This is a genomic window from Bacillus sp. JJ1562 (assembly GCF_036962705.1).
Taxonomy (GTDB): Bacteria; Bacillota; Bacilli; order Bacillales; family Bacillaceae_L; genus Ferdinandcohnia.
In genome coordinates, this window is the sequence record NZ_JBALOQ010000013.1 from 75083 (window position 1) to 95182 (window position 20100).

At 36.1% G+C, this 20100-nt stretch carries 24 protein-coding genes; 8 read left to right on the forward strand and 16 right to left on the reverse strand.

The genetic code is table 11. The features are described 5' to 3' along the window. Nucleotides 1–162: 162 nt before the first annotated feature. Nucleotides 163–996, forward strand: a complete 834-nt coding sequence (gene comER, locus V7097_RS07925; RefSeq protein WP_335703064.1) for a late competence protein ComER — start codon at nucleotides 163–165, stop codon at nucleotides 994–996. 84 nt (nucleotides 997–1080) lie between these two features. On the opposite strand, the gene V7097_RS07930 is transcribed toward comER, so the two are convergent. Genes V7097_RS07930 through V7097_RS07965 form a run of 8 tightly spaced genes read right to left on the reverse strand, consistent with a single transcriptional unit; the run spans nucleotide 1081 to nucleotide 6129 of the window. Then, nucleotides 1081–1824 (reverse strand): class I SAM-dependent DNA methyltransferase, encoded by a 744-nt coding sequence (locus V7097_RS07930; RefSeq protein WP_335703065.1) that lies wholly within the window; start codon nucleotides 1822–1824, stop codon nucleotides 1081–1083. Continuing rightward, complete coding sequence (gene rsfS / locus V7097_RS07935; RefSeq protein WP_335703066.1) at nucleotides 1821–2177, reverse strand: ribosome silencing factor; 357 nt, start codon at nucleotides 2175–2177, stop codon at nucleotides 1821–1823. Before rsfS ends, V7097_RS07930 begins: the two co-directional genes overlap by 4 nt. Beyond that, on the reverse strand, nucleotides 2174–2752 hold the full coding sequence (gene yqeK / locus V7097_RS07940) for a bis(5'-nucleosyl)-tetraphosphatase (symmetrical) YqeK (protein WP_335703067.1): 579 nt from the start codon (nucleotides 2750–2752) through the stop codon (nucleotides 2174–2176). The genes rsfS and yqeK overlap by 4 nt, the downstream gene beginning before the upstream one ends. Next, the gene (locus V7097_RS07945; RefSeq protein ID WP_335703068.1) at nucleotides 2742–3311 is read right to left on the reverse strand and encodes a nicotinate-nucleotide adenylyltransferase; all 570 of its coding nucleotides are present in this window, start codon (nucleotides 3309–3311) and stop codon (nucleotides 2742–2744) included. Before V7097_RS07945 ends, yqeK begins: the two co-directional genes overlap by 11 nt. Before the next feature lie 20 nt (nucleotides 3312–3331). After that, nucleotides 3332–3631 (reverse strand): ribosome assembly RNA-binding protein YhbY, encoded by a 300-nt coding sequence (yhbY, locus tag V7097_RS07950; protein WP_335703069.1) that lies wholly within the window; start codon nucleotides 3629–3631, stop codon nucleotides 3332–3334. Beyond that, a complete protein-coding gene (gene aroE, locus V7097_RS07955) occupies nucleotides 3625–4470 on the reverse strand; it encodes a shikimate dehydrogenase (RefSeq protein WP_335703070.1) in 846 nt (281 codons plus the stop codon). The genes yhbY and aroE overlap by 7 nt, the downstream gene beginning before the upstream one ends. A gap of 32 nt (nucleotides 4471–4502) precedes the next feature. Further along, entirely contained in the window at nucleotides 4503–5612 is a 1110-nt protein-coding gene (yqeH, locus tag V7097_RS07960; protein ID WP_335703071.1) for a ribosome biogenesis GTPase YqeH, read from the reverse strand. Nucleotides 5613–5616: 4 nt separating this feature from the next. Further along, entirely contained in the window at nucleotides 5617–6129 is a 513-nt protein-coding gene (locus V7097_RS07965) for a YqeG family HAD IIIA-type phosphatase (RefSeq protein WP_335703266.1), read from the reverse strand. A 411-nt stretch (nucleotides 6130–6540) separates the two neighbouring features. Here V7097_RS07965 and V7097_RS07970 point away from each other — a divergent pair, with 411 nt between their 5' ends. Continuing rightward, on the forward strand, nucleotides 6541–6681 hold the full coding sequence (locus V7097_RS07970; RefSeq protein WP_335703072.1) for a sporulation histidine kinase inhibitor Sda: 141 nt from the start codon (nucleotides 6541–6543) through the stop codon (nucleotides 6679–6681). A 25-nt stretch (nucleotides 6682–6706) separates the two neighbouring features. On the opposite strand, the gene V7097_RS07975 is transcribed toward V7097_RS07970, so the two are convergent. Continuing rightward, on the reverse strand, nucleotides 6707–7504 hold the full coding sequence (locus tag V7097_RS07975; protein WP_335703073.1) for a phosphatidylserine decarboxylase: 798 nt from the start codon (nucleotides 7502–7504) through the stop codon (nucleotides 6707–6709). Between the two features lie 142 nt (nucleotides 7505–7646). Between V7097_RS07975 and pssA the strand changes: the two genes are divergently transcribed. Beyond that, nucleotides 7647–8186, forward strand: a complete 540-nt coding sequence (pssA, locus tag V7097_RS07980) for a CDP-diacylglycerol--serine O-phosphatidyltransferase (RefSeq protein ID WP_335703074.1) — start codon at nucleotides 7647–7649, stop codon at nucleotides 8184–8186. A gap of 116 nt (nucleotides 8187–8302) precedes the next feature. Here pssA and V7097_RS07985 read toward each other — a convergent pair whose 3' ends face one another. Beyond that, entirely contained in the window at nucleotides 8303–10096 is a 1794-nt protein-coding gene (locus V7097_RS07985; RefSeq protein ID WP_335703075.1) for a M3 family oligoendopeptidase, read from the reverse strand. A 182-nt stretch (nucleotides 10097–10278) separates the two neighbouring features. On the opposite strand from V7097_RS07985, the gene V7097_RS07990 reads away from it, so the two are divergent. From V7097_RS07990 to sigK, 5 genes are all read left to right on the forward strand, one after another. Then, nucleotides 10279–11832 (forward strand): spore germination protein, encoded by a 1554-nt coding sequence (locus tag V7097_RS07990; RefSeq protein WP_335703076.1) that lies wholly within the window; start codon nucleotides 10279–10281, stop codon nucleotides 11830–11832. Between the two features lie 3 nt (nucleotides 11833–11835). Then, nucleotides 11836–12945, forward strand: a complete 1110-nt coding sequence (locus tag V7097_RS07995; RefSeq protein WP_335703077.1) for a GerAB/ArcD/ProY family transporter — start codon at nucleotides 11836–11838, stop codon at nucleotides 12943–12945. Further along, nucleotides 12920–14179 carry a Ger(x)C family spore germination protein gene (locus tag V7097_RS08000; protein WP_335703078.1) on the forward strand — a complete coding sequence of 420 codons (1260 nt, stop codon included), beginning with the start codon at nucleotides 12920–12922 and terminating at the stop codon, nucleotides 14177–14179. Before V7097_RS07995 ends, V7097_RS08000 begins: the two co-directional genes overlap by 26 nt. Before the next feature lie 3 nt (nucleotides 14180–14182). Then, nucleotides 14183–14341 (forward strand): hypothetical protein, encoded by a 159-nt coding sequence (locus V7097_RS08005; RefSeq protein WP_335703079.1) that lies wholly within the window; start codon nucleotides 14183–14185, stop codon nucleotides 14339–14341. A gap of 171 nt (nucleotides 14342–14512) precedes the next feature. Continuing rightward, nucleotides 14513–15226, forward strand: a complete 714-nt coding sequence (gene sigK, locus V7097_RS08010; protein WP_335703080.1) for an RNA polymerase sporulation sigma factor SigK — start codon at nucleotides 14513–14515, stop codon at nucleotides 15224–15226. Between the two features lie 478 nt (nucleotides 15227–15704). Here the strand turns inward: sigK and V7097_RS08015 are convergent, their stop codons facing one another. From V7097_RS08015 to V7097_RS08040, 6 genes are all read right to left on the reverse strand, one after another. Then, nucleotides 15705–15845, reverse strand: coding sequence for a YrzI family small protein (locus V7097_RS08015; protein WP_335703081.1), 141 nt, complete (start codon nucleotides 15843–15845; stop codon nucleotides 15705–15707). Nucleotides 15846–16204: 359 nt separating this feature from the next. Next, nucleotides 16205–16435 carry a YrhC family protein gene (locus V7097_RS08020; protein WP_335703082.1) on the reverse strand — a complete coding sequence of 77 codons (231 nt, stop codon included), beginning with the start codon at nucleotides 16433–16435 and terminating at the stop codon, nucleotides 16205–16207. Nucleotides 16436–16578: 143 nt separating this feature from the next. Continuing rightward, nucleotides 16579–17712 (reverse strand): bifunctional cystathionine gamma-lyase/homocysteine desulfhydrase, encoded by a 1134-nt coding sequence (locus tag V7097_RS08025; protein ID WP_335703083.1) that lies wholly within the window; start codon nucleotides 17710–17712, stop codon nucleotides 16579–16581. A 1-nt stretch (nucleotide 17713) separates the two neighbouring features. Further along, entirely contained in the window at nucleotides 17714–18637 is a 924-nt protein-coding gene (locus V7097_RS08030; RefSeq protein ID WP_335703084.1) for a PLP-dependent cysteine synthase family protein, read from the reverse strand. A gap of 13 nt (nucleotides 18638–18650) precedes the next feature. Then, nucleotides 18651–19355 (reverse strand): 5'-methylthioadenosine/S-adenosylhomocysteine nucleosidase, encoded by a 705-nt coding sequence (gene mtnN, locus V7097_RS08035; protein ID WP_335703085.1) that lies wholly within the window; start codon nucleotides 19353–19355, stop codon nucleotides 18651–18653. Between the two features lie 22 nt (nucleotides 19356–19377). Then, complete coding sequence (locus V7097_RS08040) at nucleotides 19378–20022, reverse strand: class I SAM-dependent methyltransferase (RefSeq protein ID WP_335703086.1); 645 nt, start codon at nucleotides 20020–20022, stop codon at nucleotides 19378–19380. Nucleotides 20023–20100: the final 78 nt, after the last annotated feature.

Sequence of the window (20100 nt, forward strand, 5' to 3'; positions counted from 1 at the left end):
TTTCGAGCAAGCTCGAAAACTTTCCTTTGAAAATCTGTGGCATCCGCCGGAGGCTTTAACTTTATTCAGCAGATTCCTGCTGAATAAAGTTAAATTACATTCATATTTTGGTATGGAAATACATAATGTGTTAGGAGAATAGTCTGTAAAGGAGGGACGAACTTGAACATAGGGTTTATAGGTACAGGAAATATGGGGAAAATTTTAATAGAGTCCTTTGTAGAATCTCTTGCTGTTCCACCTTCAAAATTAACCATTACCAATCGTACAATCGAAAAAGCAATGGCCATCAAGAACTCCTTACCAGATATTAAGGTTTTAGCAACAAATGAAGAGGTTGTAAAAGGCTCTGATTTAATATTTATTTGTGTGAAGCCTTTAGAGATTCACCCCCTTTTAAACCAATTATCTTCTTTCTTAACAAGTAATAAATGTATTGTTTCAATTACAAGTCCAATTTCTGTTGAACAGCTTGAATCACTTGTGAATTGCCAGGTCGCACGGATTATTCCGAGCATTACCAACCGCGCACTTACGGGTGTTTCCCTATTTACTTTTGGCGAGAGAATTAGCAGTGGATATAAGGATTATTTAGAATATCTTTTTGAAAAAATTTCCACTCCAGTTCACATAAATCATGAAATCACAAGGGTTGCATCTGATATTGTGAGTTGCGGTCCAGCGTTCTTTACCTATTTATTGCGGCGTTTTGTTGATGCTGCGGTGAAGGAAACGAAAATCACAGAGGAACAAGCTACAAAATTAGCAAGTGGAATGATTGTCGGAATGGGTAAGCTACTTGAAAAGGAAATTTATACTTTGCCCACTCTTCAGGCCAAGGTATGTGTAAAAGGCGGCGTCACAGGAGAAGGAATTCTTGCAATGGAAGAGCATATTGGTGAATTATTTGAAGAAGTATTCAGAAGTACACATAGAAAATTCGATGAGGATATATCCGAGGTAGATGAACAATTTAATGAGACTCCATCTCGATAAATATACCATTTTTATAGTCTGATAGGAATAGTTAATTTAAAATTTCAAAAATAAAAAGAGGGCAGACATCCATAGTCTGACCCTCTATTTCTTTGTGGTAAATAAGATTCGTTCAGATGTCTCCTGAACAGAATTTGTAAAATCAGCAATAATTTCTTGTACATTAAAACCTGTTAGCTCAAGCCAGTTTTGATATGTTTCAATCGGAAAAGTTCGTTGTTCGTGAAACTCGTCAAATCTTGTATAATCTTCATTATGTTGATTTTTCACAAAAAAGGACAGTTCATGTTCAACACTATAAGGGTGCTCGCCACTAAAACAATTCCAAATAAAACTGACCTCATCATCAACGCTAACAAATGGTCCATTCATAAAAACAGTATCCATTTTATAAACTGAATGAATATCGAACAGGAATAAACCGTCTTCTTTCAAAAGCTGATACGCATTTTTGAAAGTTTTTTGAACCTCTTCTTCGGTGTATAAATAATTTAGGGAATCACAGAAAATCAAAATGACATCAAATGGGTCAAACCCGGAGATTTCAACCATATTCTGCTGGTAGAATTCGACCTTCACTCCTGCTTCCATTGCTTTGTGATTGGCAACCGCTAGCATATCTTCTGAAAGGTCAACCCCGACAACCTCAAAACCTGCTTGCGCAAGTCTAATTGCAATTTCTCCTGTTCCACAGCCAATATCAAGCACCCGTAGTTCTCTAGTTTTATTAAACTGTGTGATTTTTTTCTTAACAAATGAAATCCATTGCTCATAATCTACATCACGCATCAGTTCATCATAGATATAGGCAAATTCTCCATAGCTCATAAACTTAGCACATCTTCAAGTGTTTCAGTGGGTGCATCTCCCCAAAGACGTTCTAAATTATAATAGGTACGTTCGTCTTTATGGAACACATGGACAATTACATCGCCTAGATCAACTAAAACCCATCTTGCTTCATCAAAGCCCTCGAGACGCTTAATATGAATACCGTTTTCATCGGCTTTGTCCTTAATTTCACGAGCTATCGCTTGCACCTGTTTTTCAGAATTCCCATGACAAATAAGAAAATAATCGGCTACAAGTGATAACCCCTTCATATTTAATGCAATAATATTTTCTGCACGCTTATCATCAGCAGCTTGGACTGCAAATTTTAAAATTTCTCTTTCATTCACCCTTGGATTCCCCCTTTTTTCTCAAAAATTAACGAATTATATGTCCGCAATGTATCAGGATAGATAGCTTGATTTTTTTTTGCTAAAAACATGATGGTGTTGCGTAAAGCATAAATAAGAGCATTGTCTAGGTCCTGCTTGGCAAGTTCTCTTCCTTCCTCTACACCCGGAAAATGTCTTCCTGGCTCAATGTAATCTGCTACAAAAATCACCTTTTCAAGTAGCGTCATTTTTTCTCGTCCAGAAGTATGGAAACGGATTGCATCAAGAATTTCTTCATCCTCAATCCCTACCTCAGTCTTTACAAGATAAGCTCCAACAGGTGCATGCCAAAGCTCTGTATTATGGAACAATAAATCTGAAGACATGTGTTGGTCAATGATGATTTGTTTCATTTCATCCTTTGGTCTAAACTTTGCATAATCATGAAAAATGGCAGCCGTTTCAGCTTTTTTAACATCAACATTAAAGCGTTTAGAAAGTTGAATCGCTGTTTCCATCACACCAAGTGTATGCTGATATCGATGCCCAGTTAACTGTTCTTTGACGATCTCTAGCGCCTTTTCACGTTCCATATAAATGTTTCTCCTCTATATAGTTTCGCACTTTTTCAGGAAGTAAATACATTGTATTTCCTTTTCCTGTTAGCCTCTTTCGAATCATCGAAGAAGAGATATCTAATTGTGGAATATCTACCTCTGTGATTGGATATTGAGTAGGAAATGGATAACCCGGTCTTTTTACCCCAACGAATGTAACCATGTCAACGAGTTCATCAATTTTATACCAATGTGGCAGATATTCGACCATATCTCCACCAATGATAAAATAGAACTTTGTATCTTCATATTTTTCCCGTAATAATTTGATTGTGTCGTATGTATATGAGGGTCCTTCTCTTTCCAGTTCAATCAACTGTAATTTAAATTTCGGCTGATCTGAAATGGCAAGAGAAAGCATTTCAACACGTTCCTTATCGGTCACATAGCTTTTTCGATCTTTATGTGGAGGAATACGATTCGGCATAAACCACACTTCCGAAAGGTTTAACCTTATTAATACCTCCGATGCAATGAATAGATGACCAATATGCGGCGGATCAAATGTACCACCTATGATTCCGATATGGTTCATTTTTTTCCCTCCAACAAAACCTATTTTGATTTAGGAAGATCTAATTTCTTGTTTTCCTTAGACTCTTTGTAAAGCACAATCGTATTTCCTATGACCTGAACCAATTCAGCATTTGCACCTTTACTCAAGCTTTCAGCTACTGTATCACGGTCGTCTTCACAATTTTGCAGAACACTTACCTTCAATAACTCACGTGCTTCAAGTGCCTCACTGACTTGTTTAATCATATTATCATTTACCCCGCCTTTTCCTACCTGAAAAATTGGATCTAAATGATGAGCTTTAGAGCGTAAAAATCGTTTTTGTTTTCCTGTTAGCATGTTTTTCCTCCTAATAGCCTTGTTACTAGCCTTTCCATTCTATCTATATCCGGAAATATTCCTGTCCATTTTTCAAACGCTAAGGCACCTTGATAAACAAACATTCCAATTCCATTTTGCGTAATAGCACCACGCTTTGCAGCTTCCTGCAAGAACTTCGTTTCAAAAGGATTATAAATAATATCACTTACGATTGTTTTTGGGACGATGTTTTTCACTGAAAGAGGCATATCATCCACATTCGGATGCATTCCAACAGAAGTCGTATTGACAATCACTTGATATTTCCCTAAATCCGCTTCTGCCTCAGCAAATCCTAATGCAAGCGAATCAACCGAATACTTGCAATCATCAATGATTGCTTTGGCTCGATCAATCGTGCGATTTACAATATCGATGTTTTTTACTCCCATTGCTGCTAAAGAAATAAAGATTCCTCTGGCAGCGCCACCTGCACCGATTATTAATATTTTCGCAGATCTTATTTCTTCATTACTAATTATCTGATTTACTGAACGGATAAAGCCATTTCCATCCGTATTATAGCCAACTAATTTCCCATTCTCATTAACAACCGTATTTACCGCCCCAATATTTGCTGCAACCTCTTCAACTGCATCTAAATATTCAATGACATCAATTTTATGCGGAATGGTAACATTAATCCCCGAGATTCCCAGAGCTTTGAACCCCTCCATAGCGGCCTGGACTCCGCCCGGCGCAACATGGAAAGCATGGTATCTTGCCTTAAGCTTATAATGTTCAAAAAGATCATTATGCATTATTGGTGACATTGAATGTGAGATGGGACTTCCGATTACACCGTAAACCTTTTCCATTTCCTCACCCATAATAAATATTTTTTCTAATACTATATTAACGACTTTCTTACAATAACTCCTACACCCTTTGGAACATGGGCGACAACCTTTGTATGTGGTTCGTTAATCGTTATCCAGCCCAAGCCGGAGAAGACAACATCTGTTTTTGCTTCTTTGATCATAAATTCATGGGCAACTAGGGGTGGGAATTCATCTAGTTCATTTTTTCCAGGTGGCTGTAATAACTCACCTTTATGGTTTTCATATAATTCGTCAGCATTTTCAAGTTTTGTTCGATGGATATTCAGCAAATTTGAGAAATGACAAACGAATGATTGCCTGATCCCACTTACAAAATCAAACCGAGCTAAGCCGCCAAAGAACAAGGTTTGTTGTTCGTTTAATTGAAAGACCTTTGGTTTGATTTCTTTTTTTGGTGTGATTACCTTCAAGTCTTGTTTTGAAACAAAATGTGCCATTTGATGGTGATTAATAATTCCTGGAGTATCAAATAAGGAATGCTCATCATCCAGTGGAATATCAATGATATCTAATGTTGTTCCAGGAAAGTGTGAAGTCGTAATGATATCCTCCTTCTCCCCACTGAATTCCTTAATAAGACGATTTATGAAAGTTGATTTTCCAACATTTGTACAACCTACTACATATACATCTTTTCCACTGCGATAATGCTCGATGGCATCTGCAACCTCTTTAATTCCAGTGCCTTTTTCAGCACTAATTAAAAAGACATCCACAGGTTTGAGTCCTAGCTCTCGGGATGATCCTTTCATCCAGTTAACTAGCTTTTTTGGTTTCACCGATTTAGGCAGCAAATCTACTTTATTGCCAACTAATACTATATTTTTGTTCCCCACAAAACGATGAAGACCAGGTAACCAACTACCATTAAAATCGAATATATCAACGATCTTTACGATTAATGCATCGGTAGAGCCAATCCCATGAAGGATTTTTAAAAAGTCATCATCTGTTAATGAAACATCTTGTACTTCATTATAATGCTTTAATTTAAAACATCGTTGACAGATGACTTTATCCTTATCTAAAGAAGATGGTGGTGCATATCCTAACCCTGCCTTGTCTGCCGTTTGGATTTCAACTCCACAGCCAATACAGCTAATCTTTTCTTGTTCCACTCTATTAATCCTCCCAATAAAGCATTCCGCGACGCTTCATCCAAGTCAGTATTCTTCTTTCAACCAATCGATTAAACTTTGTAAAAAATCCATCTGTTTGTGCAACAGGAACTACGAGAATTGTGTGCAAGCCACAGCGATTCCCACCCAATACATCGGTCAGAAGCTGGTCACCAATAACAACAACCTCATCCTTTTGTAAATTCATTTCCCTTATTGCACGTTTAAAGGCTCGTACCAATGGTTTTCTCGCCTCAAAAATAAATGGGATACCTAAGGGGTCTGCAAAATCCTTAACTCTTTTTTCATTATTATTTGAAACGATCGTCACAGTAATCCCATGTTCCTTTATATCTTTAAACCATTCAACAAGCTCTGGTGTAGCACTTGGACGATCCCATTCTACCAATGTATTATCTAAATCAGTAATTACACCTTTAATTCCAAGTTCCTTTAGCTTGCTTGGAGAAATCTCCAAAACGGTTTTCACATGCTCATTTGGTAAAAATTTCTTCAACAATACGTTTACACCTCACCGGATTCTTCCTTTTATGTACCTATCCTATCATAACGGATTGAAGTGATTTTCACAAAGCCGAGTCAAGACAAATTCCGTCATGTTTAATAGTTTTTATTAAAAAAATAAAAAGTTTTCGACAAATGTCAGTAAATTTCAACACTTGTGGATAAACTTATACACATTTTACACACTGATATACATAGATTTCCAAATTTTATAAACAAAATACCCACAGGTTATCCACTTTTTCCTGTGGATAACAGAACGGTTGTTCCATTATTTTTTTCGTGATAGAGTTAAATTACCAACTAAGAATAACGTATTAGTATATGACAACAAGAAATCAAATAGAACAAATGATACTTATAAATCTTTAGGAGGTGGATAGCCAACCGTTGGCTTAAGGCTATGAAAAAATTATCAGATGACTTGTTAGTTGAATCTTATTTTAAAGCAATAAAATTAAAGCTAAGTCCTGATTTTATTCACCTTATTGAAACTGAAATTACGCGCAGATCATTAGGTCATAAGATTAGAAATATATCATAAAACATGATTTTATAAAAGAGCCCTTTTAGAGGCTCTTTTTTTCTTGTTTAAGAGTACCTAAGACTTCACCGACTTTAACATTTTTTGATGATTTAATTTTAGGGCTAATTGCAAAACTTTCTTTTTCAAATAATAGAATAACGGTTGAACCAAATGAGAAGTACGCAATTTCTTCCCCTTTTTTCACAGAATCACTTCTATGGGTTGTTTCTATACTATTGACAAACATTGCCCCAACCTTGACCACAGCAACATATGAGTCATTTGCACGTATTTCGGAAATTTTTCTAAAATTCTTGGATAAAGGATCTTTTCCATATTTTAACCCGAGTCGATTAACCGGATACGATTTCCGCCCCAATTCCCATTGATTTGTTATAACCCCAGAAATTGGACTATGAATTCGATGATAGTGGCTTGGACTTAAATAAAGAATAACGAAGGTACCACCTATATATTTAGTAAGAGATTCTTCATCACCAAGCATTTCTTGAATGGAATAATGTTTATTTTTTACAGTTATTTCCTTTTTCGCGCTAATGATACCAGTGTCTTCAATAACGGCATCAACCGGGCTGATTACAGTATCTTCTTTTTGATCAATATCCCTGCTGTTCTGTTTCAGTTGTCTAACAAAAAGGTCTTGAAGAGTTCCGAAATCAGATAAGTTTTTTTCCATTTCTGCTTGGTTAATATTGTATATTTTCGCATAACTCGGAATAAGTATAGCACTAACTCTTGATTGTGAAAATTTTTTTAAAATCGCCGATGAAAGACGATGGTTTGTTAATTCAATGAAGAAACGATAAAGCCATTTCTGCAAATTCAATTCCCCCTAAAAATTACAATTTCCCTTTGACTATACACTTTCGAACGAATAAAATAAGGTTATTAATGCAATACTATTCTATTTTAATTATTATTGATATCTATTACAAAGACTTTTCCAAGAAAGGAGTGAAGAAATGTTTTTATTGGATTATTTAGATTCAACATTAAAAAAGCTTAAAGCCCATACTGCTAACATACTTACTCTAATCAACCTAAGCTTAGGTGGTTTTTCCATTTTATTTGCTCTCAAGAATGAATTAAATTTAAGCTTATTACTTATCTTTTTAGCAGCACTTGCAGACCGTTTCGATGGGATGGTAGCAAGAAAGTTTCAAATCGAATCAGAGCTTGGGAAACAACTTGACTCGATGTGCGATATTATATCATTTGGAGTTGCACCTGCACTTTTATTATACCAAGGGATTATCTTTGAATTCGGAGCACCAGGAATGTTTTTCACCGTTTTCTATATCGGATGTGGAGCATTTCGCTTAGCAAAATTCAATATTAGTGACAACAAAGGCTTCTTTGTAGGCTTACCGATAACAGCTGCTGGCTGTCTATTGACATTAAGCTTCTTAGCAATCCCATATGTATCTCCACAATTTTTCATTTACCTCATTATTATTCTTTCTTTCCTTATGGTTGGAACGTTTAAATTAAAGAAAGTATAAAAAAACCTATCCACGCTTTGTTGAAGTGGATAGGTTTTTTCTTATGTCTAGCTAAGCTCCATGCGCCATCGGCTCTCTGGTCTAAGGCTAAGGCTGTGCGCTTTGCACTTTTTTTCTTATTTCGTTAACTCTAAAAATTCTTCGACATCTTTAATAGAGAGCTTTACTGCTTTTTCCCAGAAATCACGTTTTGTTAAATCAACACCTAAGTGTTTAGCAGCAAGGTCTTCCACCTTCATGCTAGCTGTATCCTTTAACATTGCGATGTACTTCTCTTCATAATCTATTCCCTCTTCTAACGCCTTAGCATAGATTCCTAAAGAGAATAAATATCCAAACGTATATGGGAAGTTATAAAAAGGGACGCCTGTAATATAGAAATGCATTTTAGATGCCCAGAATTGTGGGTGATATTCATCTAATGCACCGCAATATGCTTCCTTCTGCGCTTCAAGCATTAATTCATTGAGGCGATCTGTACTTACAATACCAGTCTTGCGCTCCTCATAAAATCTTGTCTCAAATAGGAATCTTGCATGAATATTCATATAGAAGGCAACACTTCTTTGAATTTTATCCTCTAATAGAGCAATTTTTTCATCTTCGGACTTCGCATTTTTTACAGATGCATCCGCAACAATCATTTCGGCAAAAGTCGATGCAGTTTCTGCCACGTTCATTGCATAGCTACGATTTAATGTATGAACGCCAGACATTGCATGCTGATGGAATGCATGGCCAAGCTCATGAGCAAGAGTTGACACATTTGAAGGTGTTCCTGAGAATGTCATAAAGATTCTTGATTGATCGCTTTCAGGAAAACTCGTACAAAATCCTCCTGGACGTTTTCCAGGGCGATCCTCAGCCTCAATCCAGCTATCTTCAAAAGCTTTTTGTGTAAACTCAGTAAGCTTAGGACCAAACTTACTAAATTGTTCTAAAATAAACTCGGCACCTTCTTGATAAGACACCTTGCTTTCTGCTTGTCCTACAGGTGCATCAAGGTCGTACCAACTTAACCTTTCAAGATCTAAAAGCTTTGCTTTGCGGCTTAAATATTCCACAAAAGGTGCTTTATTTTCTGTAATAACAGTCCACATCGTGTTAAGCGTTTCCTTAGACATTCTGTTTATATCAAGTGGCTCCCCGAGTACGTTTTCCCAACCACGTGCTTTATACACATTTAATCGGAAACCACCAAGATGATTCAGTGCTTCGCCAATATAATCAGTATGCTCATCCCAGGCTTTTTCCCATTGGGTAAACATGGATTGTCTTACCTTTCGGTTAGAGCTTGAAAACTTGTTAAACGCTTGACCGACTGAAAGCTGCTTTGTTTCACCATTTTCTTCAAATGGAACCTTGATATTACCAACAACCATATTATAAAGCTGACCCCATGCGTGATAGCCATCAACACCTAAAGCATTAATTAGGCTTTCTTGTTCTAAAGATAGTTTTTCTTTTGCTCTTGTTCTTCTTTCCTCTAAAACAAATGAAAGCTCGTTAAATGGCTCCTCTGATAAAAGTTCATCCCATACTGGCTGCTGGGTGGAAACTAGCTTTTGATCGAATGCCGTTAAAATCGATTGAAGCTCACTATTAAGCTGAGTTGTTTTTCCTTGTAATTGGCTAGCCCTACGATCAGTTGTATCCTGTGCTGTCAAACAGCTAACAAATGCTCCTGCTTGACGAAGCTTTTTAAATGATGATTGAAAAGCATTCAATATGTTTAATAATCCATCTTTATCCTTTGCATTTGTAGGTACTTGAAATTGGTCTACCAATGCACTGAACTCAATTAATTCCTTATGTAACGCCTCTAAAAAGGAATGAAATATAGGTGAACTGCTACCACCTTCAAAAAATACATCTAAATCCCATTTTTGTTCATATGTACGTATGCTCACATTAAGTTCCCCCTTCTTAATTATTTAGACTCACTAAATAATTCACACCATTCATTATAAAGGGATTTTTATAAAACTTCTATCATTTCGGAAAATTATTAACCGCTTCTACGCCTTTTTATGATTTGCATTAAATTCCACCTTTAGTGGCAAACTTAGGAAAAAGCTCGGAGCTGTCTGTTATGAAAAAGCGTGCTATCCAAAATCTTATCGAAAAGTTTAATAATCCTAAACTAGATCCCGAACAATATCCGCAAAAGTCCAATGCGGAAGAGATTGAAATAAAAAGTCAAGAAGTAGACCCAGATCTTCAATCAACCATATCAACGTTAAAAAAGCTATATTCACTCCCGGATAACAACGATGTGAAAATCCATAATTTTACTATTAATGGAATAAATAAAAACGCTGCCATCTTATTTATATCAACAATAACTGATGTTGACATGATTAGTAAGCATATTCTTGAACCTTTGTTACTAAATGAAAATCCAGAAAAGGACGTTCAAAAGATCATCCAAATTCAATCATTCACAAAGGTTCAACTAATAGAAGATATTGTTAACGGTGCTAATCAAGGAAACTCCATTTTATTCATTGATGGTGAAAAACAAGCATATGTGATAGGAACGGCGAATTTCCAAGGTAGATCGGTTGAAAAAGCAGAAAATGAAGTTGTCCTTAAAGGTCCAAAGGAGTCCTTTAACGAAAAAGCAGATACAAACATTTCTTTAGTTCGAAAAAAAATCAGGAATGAAAATCTAATTGTCGAAAATATTACCATTACAAAACGTTCAAATAATGAACTATTTATACTTTATATAAAGGACCTTGCCAATGATAAATTGATAAAAAATATTAAAGAAAGAGTCAGTTCTTTAGATGTCGACGCCATTCAAAATCTTTCTCTTTTGGAACAATACATCGAAGAAAGGCCAAAATCCATCTTTCCTAGTATTTTATATACGGAAAGACCTGATCGTGCTTCCTCCTTTTTAGAGGATGGATATGTCGTTTTATTAATGAATAATTCACCATCTTCCTTAATACTACCTACTACTTTTTGGTCCTTTATTCATAACCCTGAGGATCACTATTTACGATTTTTATTTGGAAATTTCACTCGAATTTTACGTGTATGTGCATTGTTTATCACCGTTTTTGGATCTGCGATTTATGTTTCAATTACAAATTACCATTCGGAAATGGTTCCAACTGATCTTTTATTAGCCATTTCCGCAACCCGTGAAAAGGTTCCGTTCCCAGTTCTTATCGAAATATTATTGATGGAAATAGCCTTTGAGTTAATTAGGGAAGCTGGACTTCGAGTCCCTAATACAATCGGGCCAACAATCGGTATTGTTGGAGCGTTAATTTTAGGACAAGCTGCGGTTCAGGCGAATATTGTTAGCCCTATTGTAGTTATTGTCGTAGCATTAAGTGGGCTTTGTTCATTTACACTAAGCGATGTGAGCATGAATTTCGCGATAAGAATCATTCGATTTGCTTTTATTTTCTCGGCTGGTTTTTTTGGAATTTATGGTATGACAGCTTTATTTACAGTCGGATTATTTTATATGGTTTCCCTAAAATCATTTGGCGTTCCATACTTATCTCCTATGTCACCTAAGTACATTTCTTCTGGAGATACAATCATCAGAAAAATGATCAAAAATGAAACTGTTCGTCCCGGCTATTTAAAACCAAAGGACGTCATAAAAAAGGCAGAGGAATAGGCTATGGAGCAATCAAGAGGGAAAATTGGTATAAGAGAATACGTAGCTATCGTAATATTAGTGATCGGTGTAAAACTGTCTGATGATACACCAACCATTTTGGTAGAATTCCTTAGTAGCGCTTATTGGATGGCACCACTTATTATTGGGTTAATATCTATTATTCCAATTTATTTGACAATTAAAGTCGTTACAGCTTATAAAAATAAGAATTTGCATGATGTCATTCTTCATTTATTTGGAAAATATTTAGGCACAGTTCTATCATGTATTCTATTACTGGCATTTTTTATCGGACTTACGTATGATTCAGCCCTTTATGTGGATATCATTGGGACAATGTATTTTACACAAACACCGTATTTGATTATTTTTACGGTTTTAATGGCAGTTTGTGCGTATTGCGCCAAAAAAGGCCTAGAACATATCGGTACTGTTTCATGGCTAGTGCTCTTCTATATAAAAATTTCTTTATTCATAACCCTACTTTTAGCACTAAAGGAAAGTAACCTTGCCTTCATTTTTCCAATTTTAGGTCCTGGATCTTTAGAGGTTATAAAAAGTAGTACAACACATGTATCGCTTTTTTCAGAATTTTTTTTTATGGGATTAATTGCCCCTTATATTGTATCCGCAAAAGCGTTTAAAAAAGGGACATGGATCGCATTTGTCATTATCGTGATTGAGTTAACTCTTGCTTTTCTTATCTATTTATTTGTATTTGATTATGAAGGTTTAAAAATGCTTGATTATCCATACCAAGAGTTAATACGTTTGATTAGGTTTGGATTTTTAACAAATATTGAAACCTTTTTCTTTCCATTTTGGATTATAGCCTCATTCATTCGGTTTACAGTCTATATCTATTTAATTGCCGTATTTTTAGGAGGCATTTGTAATATCAAAAGCTTTGAATATTTAGCCCCAACAATTGCAACAATCGTTGTTATTTTTGGAATGGCTCCTGAGGCACCTACATTCACAGTTTTTAATATAAGAGAGGTTTTATTAAATTCCATGAGTCCTATGTTTCTTTTTATTCCTTTCCTTATGTGGATACTAGCAAAACTTAGAGGGGATTTGAAACATGAAAAAACAACCCAAAGTAACTAGACTTTCTTTGATTTTTTCAATTTTATTCTTGTTGGTTGGGTGCTGGGATATGGAGGAAATTGATCGAAGAGCTTATGTCCTTGGGATTGGTCTAGACAAATCAGATGTTAAAGGATTTTTAAAAATCACTTATTTAATTTCAAATCCAGAGGCGGGATCCGCACTAAATGGTGGTGGGGGCGGCAATGAACCAACACATGAAATTATTACACTCAACGCCTCAAGTTTTATTCAATCTGAAAACTTGGCAAATGCCGTAATAGCAAAGGGTATCACCTATGATATTTTGGATTACTTTGTCGTTTCAGAAGAACTTGCGAGGGACAAGGATTTTATTCGATATTTTTATGACGCCACAAAGGACCGAGATGTTAGACGTGATTCAAAACTCATTGTTACAAAGGAAAAAGCTAGTACATTTATCGAACAAAATAAGCCAAAACTTGAAACTAGAAGACATGAATATTTTGAAACCCTTTTTAAAAATGCAACTGAAATTGGCTTTATTCCAAACTCCGAAATTAACAATTTTTTTAGAATAACTGAAGCAGATGCAGATCTATTTATTTCTGCCTATGTGACGACTGAGCAGGACGAAATTACAGCAAAGAAAAACGAGGATCAGCATTTAATTGCAGGTAAGATGAAAGTAACTGGGAAAACAAACCCTGCGCAATTTCTGGGTTCCGCAGTCTTTAAAGAGGGACAAATGATTGGGAAATTATCGGTGCAAGAGACTCGTTTAAGGCAAATGCTAAACAAATATGTGGAAAAACCCAGCTTTTTAGTTTCTATTCCTGATCCCTTTATAAAGGATTATTGGATAACCGCTCGTTTCACTCAAGTATACTCCCCACAAATAACCGTGGATGTATCAAAGCAAGCACCAATTATCAAAGTGAAGCTCCCTATACAAGCTGATATTTTAACCGACCATAGTATGGTAAATTATGCAGACGATGAGGAAAAAAGAAAAGAATTAAAGAATCATATCATAAATGGATTTGAACAAAGAATTAATGATCTTGTTAAACGTACACAGGAGGAATTTAAGGCAGACCTATTTGGCTTTTCCCGAGTAGCGAGAAGGCATTTCTCATCCATTCCACAGTGGGAGAAATATGATTGGATGACATCCTATTCCGATGCAAATATTAGCGTTACAGTCGATGTTAGATTTGGTGAATTCGGGCGACAATCAAAATTACCAAGCTATGAAAGGATAAGAGATTAAGATATGAAATTATTTGTTCTTTTAATGATGACAATCATCTTCGCCTATACCACTGGGTTTTCCATTTCTCTTTGGAAGGATAAAAACAAACCAGGCTCCATTGTTGTTTTTGGTTTAGCGTTGATTGTGGTCATTGCACCGTTTTTTACGATAATAAAATAAATATTAGGGCTGATGGTGTAAAAAAGACCATCTTTTGTACTAACATCAGCTTTTTTCTTTTGGACAGACACGAGTAAGCATATTCGCTCATACCATTAAGTAATGGGCAAATGCCTAGGTAAAGTAGTGTAACGAATATACATACACTACGATTTATGTGGAGGTGAGCGAATGTCTGGACTGTTAGCAGCACTAGGCTATTTTGTTAAAGAATTATTATTTTTAGTATCCTATGTAAAAAATAATGCTTTTCCTCAACCGTTATCATCTTCTGATGAGAAGAAATACTTAGAAATGTTGGCCGAGGGAAATGAACTTGCTCGGAATGTGTTAATTGAACATAATTTACGGTTAGTCGCTCATATAGTAAAAAAATTTGAAAACACTGGTGAGGACACGGAGGATCTCATTTCGATTGGTACAATTGGTTTAATTAAAGCAATCGAAAGCTATTCACAAGGAAAAGGAACAAAATTGGCTACGTATGCTGCAAGATGTATAGAAAATGAGATACTGATGCACTTAAGAGCCCTAAAGAAAACAAAAAAGGATGTTTCTCTACATGATCCGATTGGCCAGGATAAAGAAGGAAATGAAATTAGTTTAATTGATGTGCTGAAATCGGAAACAGAAGATGTGATTGAAACCATTCAATTAAATATGGAGCTTGAAAAAATCAAAGAATATATAGATGTCCTTGATGACAGGGAAAGAGAAGTCATTGTAGGTAGGTTTGGACTTGATTTAAAGAAAGAAAAAACCCAGCGTGAAATTGCAAAAGAGCTTGGTATCTCAAGAAGCTATGTTTCTCGCATTGAAAAACGTGCTTTAATGAAAATGTTCCATGAATTTTATCGGGCGGAAAAAGAGAAAAAAAGGTCGTAAAAACAGGGTGAATTGCAGGTCTTGCAATTCACCCTGTTTCTTTAACCTATAATTCTACACTAACTTCAGTTCCAATAATAATTGCAATAACAGACGTAATAACAATTCCCATTACGATCATAAACATTTTCATCAACCTCCATAATAGAGAGTACTTCTTACTTTTACTTTATCACTTATAGACTGTGAAAACGTTATCCACTTTTGAACATTATGTTAAGGAAGTTTGACAGAATTAAGGCAGCCATTCAAACCAAAAGGAGCGTCCTAATTGGCGCTCCCATTGCTTTAATATTTATTTTTCTTTGTAAATAAAATTGTAAAAATAAGCACATGAACAGATAGCATGCTTAACTCCTCCTAAAATTATTATTCGTTAGGTGGAATCCTTCTCCACAGATAACCAAGCTACAATCGGACACAATTTCATAAACATATTCATTCCCCTTTCTTCCTTTTATTTTTTGAATTTTGTTGATTAGAATAAGCGCATCATTGAATATTGGCGTTCCTTCATTTCTTCCATAAGCTTATTGACTCTTTCCTCACGTTCATACTCTTCGATTGATTTTTGACGTTTTGAAATCGAAATAGTTAAAAAGAATAGATTGATGGTCATTATTTATCACCTCCTTGATCGGATTAATATTAATTCTGTGTAGGAAAAAAAGACACAAAAACGCCACAGGCATACTAGTACTGTGGCGTTAAAGGGCATAATAAAGCCACAGGCGTACTATTCCACCTGTGGCATGATTAACGTTTCATAATTTAGAAATTAATCACCGGTATGGTCGAATAGATTTTTCCATATGAAGTTTTTGAATTTGTCATGTCAATTGTTACTTTCATCATTTTACTCGACCTCCCTTTGTCATTAATTTTTTCCTACTATGGTAATTATAACCAACACCACCACTTATGTAAACCCTTTTTTTACAAAAAAATTCCTTCACCACAATTTTAGGTGAAGGACTATTATTCTTCGAAATGTTTTTTATATTTAATGGCTAATAAGAAAAATGCAAACGACAAGCATAAAAGAGTGAGTGTTGAACCTATCATGATATTAATTTGAAACGGAGAACGTTCCTCCGGTATGATGATACCAATATATAAAAACACACTTAACGCAAGTAGGATGTAACCAAAGTTTGTGAAGTCTGTGATTTTATTACGCAGGTTTTTCAATTGTTTATTCCGATCCATCATGTATTCCACCTACCAAATAAGTAAACTTCCATCCTATGATAACATACATTAAAAGCCCGAGAAGAATGTAAAATTTAGCAATTTCATTGCAACCAAAAATAAACCTCTAGCCCAGTTTCTGGCTAGAGGTAACGCTTTTTTTATAGTAAACCTTGTTCAAGGTCTTCGATTAAGTCTTCTACATCTTCTAATCCTACTGAAATACGAACAAGTCCATCACCTATACCAAGTTCTTCACGACGATCTTTTGGAATAGAAGCATGTGTCATTTTTGCTGGAACTGAAATCAAGCTTTCAACTGCCCCAAGACTTTCTGCCAATGTGAAGTATTTAACCTTACTTAGCAGCTTATCTGCATTCTCAGCACTACCAACATCAAAGGATACCATTCCACCAAAGCCTGTTGCCTGAGCCTTAGCAATAGCATGGTTTGGATGTGTCTCAATTCCAGGATAGAACACTTTTTTAACTGCTGGGTGGGTTTGTAGGAACTCCACAATTTTTCGGGTATTTTCTTCATGCTCTTCCATTCGAACTCCAAGTGTGCGAATACCACGTATCAACAGCCAAGAATCCTGAGGACCTAGCACACCACCAGTTGAGTTTTGAACAAAATGCAAATCCTCGCCTAACTTTGCTGAATTCACTACAACAAGACCAGCCACTACATCACTATGTCCACCAATATACTTGGTAGCACTGTGTAGGACGATATCAGCGCCAAGTGCAATTGGAGTTTGCCAATACGGTGTACTAAAAGTGTTATCAACAATTGTTAAAAGGTTATGCTTTTTCGCAATTTTTGAAGCGCCCTTAATGTCTGTAATTTTTAATAAAGGATTTGTCGGTGATTCAATGAAAATCGCTCTTGTGTTCTCACGGATTTCACCTTCAATATTATCCAGATTGCTTGTATCAATAAAGGTTGAATCAATGCCTAAGCGGTTAAGAACTTTAGTCATCACGCGATACGTACCACCGTACACATCATCAGTTAATAATACATGGTCTCCACTGTTAAATAGCATCATTACCGCTGTGATAGCCGCCATACCCGAACCAAATGCAAATCCCCGTTCTCCTCCTTCAATATCCTTGATTAATTCTTCAAGTGCATGCCTAGTTGGATTTCCTGTACGTGAGTATTCATAGCCCTTAAAATTTCCGATTCCTTCTTGTTTATATGTGCTTACTTGATAGATTGGTGTATTTACAGCCCCTGTCTGTGGATCCTCGCCTACTCCCCCATGGATAAGCAATGTTTTTCGTTTCATCCTATATCCCACCTTCATATATTTTTTTGCTTAAATAGCGTTCACTACTATCTGGAAAGATCACAAGGATATGCGATCCTGGCTTTGCTTGTTCCGCTTCTAATAATGCCGCTTGAAGTGCAGCTCCTGATGAACTACCAACAAGCAATCCTTCAGATTGTGCCACTTCCTTCACCCTATCGAATGCATCCTCATCCGAAATGGTGTGAATGGAATCAAAATAAGACGTATCCATATAACCTGGAAGAAACTCCATGCCAATTCCTTCTGTTTTATGTGGTCCTGATTCACCACCATTTAAAATAGATCCAATAGGCTCAACGATAACGGTTTTTATGGAATTTTTCTTTTCTTTTAAATACTTAGCAGTACCCATAAAGGTTCCACCTGTACCAGCACCTGCTACAAAAATATCAATTTGGCCCTCAAGCTGCTGCCAAATTTCAGGTCCAAGTGTTTTATAATAGGTTTCAGGATTAGCTGGGTTTGCGAATTGCTGTGGACAATAGGAATTTGGAATTTCATTAAGAAGCTCTTTTGCCTTTTCAATTGCACCAGTCATCCCAGCCTCCGTAGGCGTATTGATAACTGTTGCTCCTAATGCCTTCATCAAATCTTGTTTTTCAGTGGAAAACTTCTCTGGCACACAAAGAATCACATTAACATTACGGTCGATTGCAGCAAGAGCAAGTCCAATTCCCGTATTGCCAGCGGTGGGTTCAATGATTGTTCCCCCTTCAGTTAACTGACCGGTCGCAAAAGCATGCTGAAGAAGTTCAACTCCTAAGCGATCCTTGATACTACCACCGGGATTATAGAATTCAAGCTTTGCAAAAAGACGAACACCATTACGTAATGGAAACTTCGTAATTTCAACTATCGGAGTATTTCCGATAAGCTCATGGACATTTCGAAACACTTGCATGACAAATCCTCCGTTACTTTGATCTATTTATTTCTTCTACCATTCGTTCTACAACTTTTGAAGAATTGGCTGCAGCTGTTTGTAGGAATTGTTCAAAAGAGACGTCTGATTCCTTCCCTGCGATATCTGATAAGGCACGAATAACTACAAAAGGTACTTCAAATTGATGACAAGCTTGCGCCACTGCAGCTGCTTCCATTTCCACTGCATATAAATCACCAAATTTTTGACTGACAAACGAAACTCGCTCTGGGTCATTCATAAAGGAATCACCTGTTGCAATCAATCCTGTCACAACCTGAATATCCGTGATTCCTTCGGCACTTTTTTCGGCTAATTCAATTAGTTTTTCATCTGCTTTAAAGGCAGCAGGCAACCCTGGTACTTGCCCATATTCATAATTAAAGGCAGTTACATCCACATCATGATGTCTTACTTCAGATGAAATGACAATGTCACCTACATTAAGGGTTTCTAAGTGGCCGCCTGCTGAACCAGTATTCACCACAAAATCAGGTTTAAATTGCAGTAATAAAATCGTTGTAGAAATCGCAGCATTTACTTTACCGATCCCTGATTTCAATAAAATCACATCATAGCCATTCATCGTTCCAGTATAGAACACACTTCCAGCTACTGTTGTTTCCTGTCTATTCTCAATTTTCTCCCGTAAAATAGCTACTTCCTCATCCATTGCTCCGATAATTGCTACCTTCATAATTACATATCACCTTTCATTTTTACTGTTTCGTCGCCTCCATCACCCAAACAAAATGATTAAAACGTGTGAATTCAATAGTAAATCCATTTTGCTGTGCAATTTCTTGCAATACAGGAATGGTTGTGTAGTATTCTGTTTCTAAATCTTTTGCTAGATTAAAGAAGCCTCTTTGTGTTGCGGACTGAATCGTCAATGTATATTCTTGTTTATTTTCGAACATTGTATCCGCAAACACTATTTTACCACCTTTTTCAAGTATGTTGCTATATTGGGAAAATGCTTGATTTTTCTCGATATCATTTAAGTGGTGGAAAGCATACGTACTAACAATTGTATCGATTTTTTCAGCAGGATTATTAAAATCGATAAAGTCACCATCTTCTATAGTAAGTGAATAGCTTTGAAGCTTTTCTAATGCAATATCTCGCATTGGTTCTGAGGGTTCAACTCCATACACTTTTTTATTTTCGTCAAGTAGTTTTTGAGTGAGGTTACCAGTACCCACTCCAAATTCTAATACTACAGGGCCAGATTTCTGAACGACATCATTTAGAATATCGTCATATCGTGAAAACACTTCCTGATATTCCACATCATTCCCTGTTACTGTCTGGTCATAAGTGTTTGCCCAACCTTCGAAAACCTCTAAAAACTCTCTCCCCATTTTTATCACTCTCCACCATTATATATTATTCCTATAAGTATACTATGAATTCAAAAAAGAACTGTTCTAAATTTAACA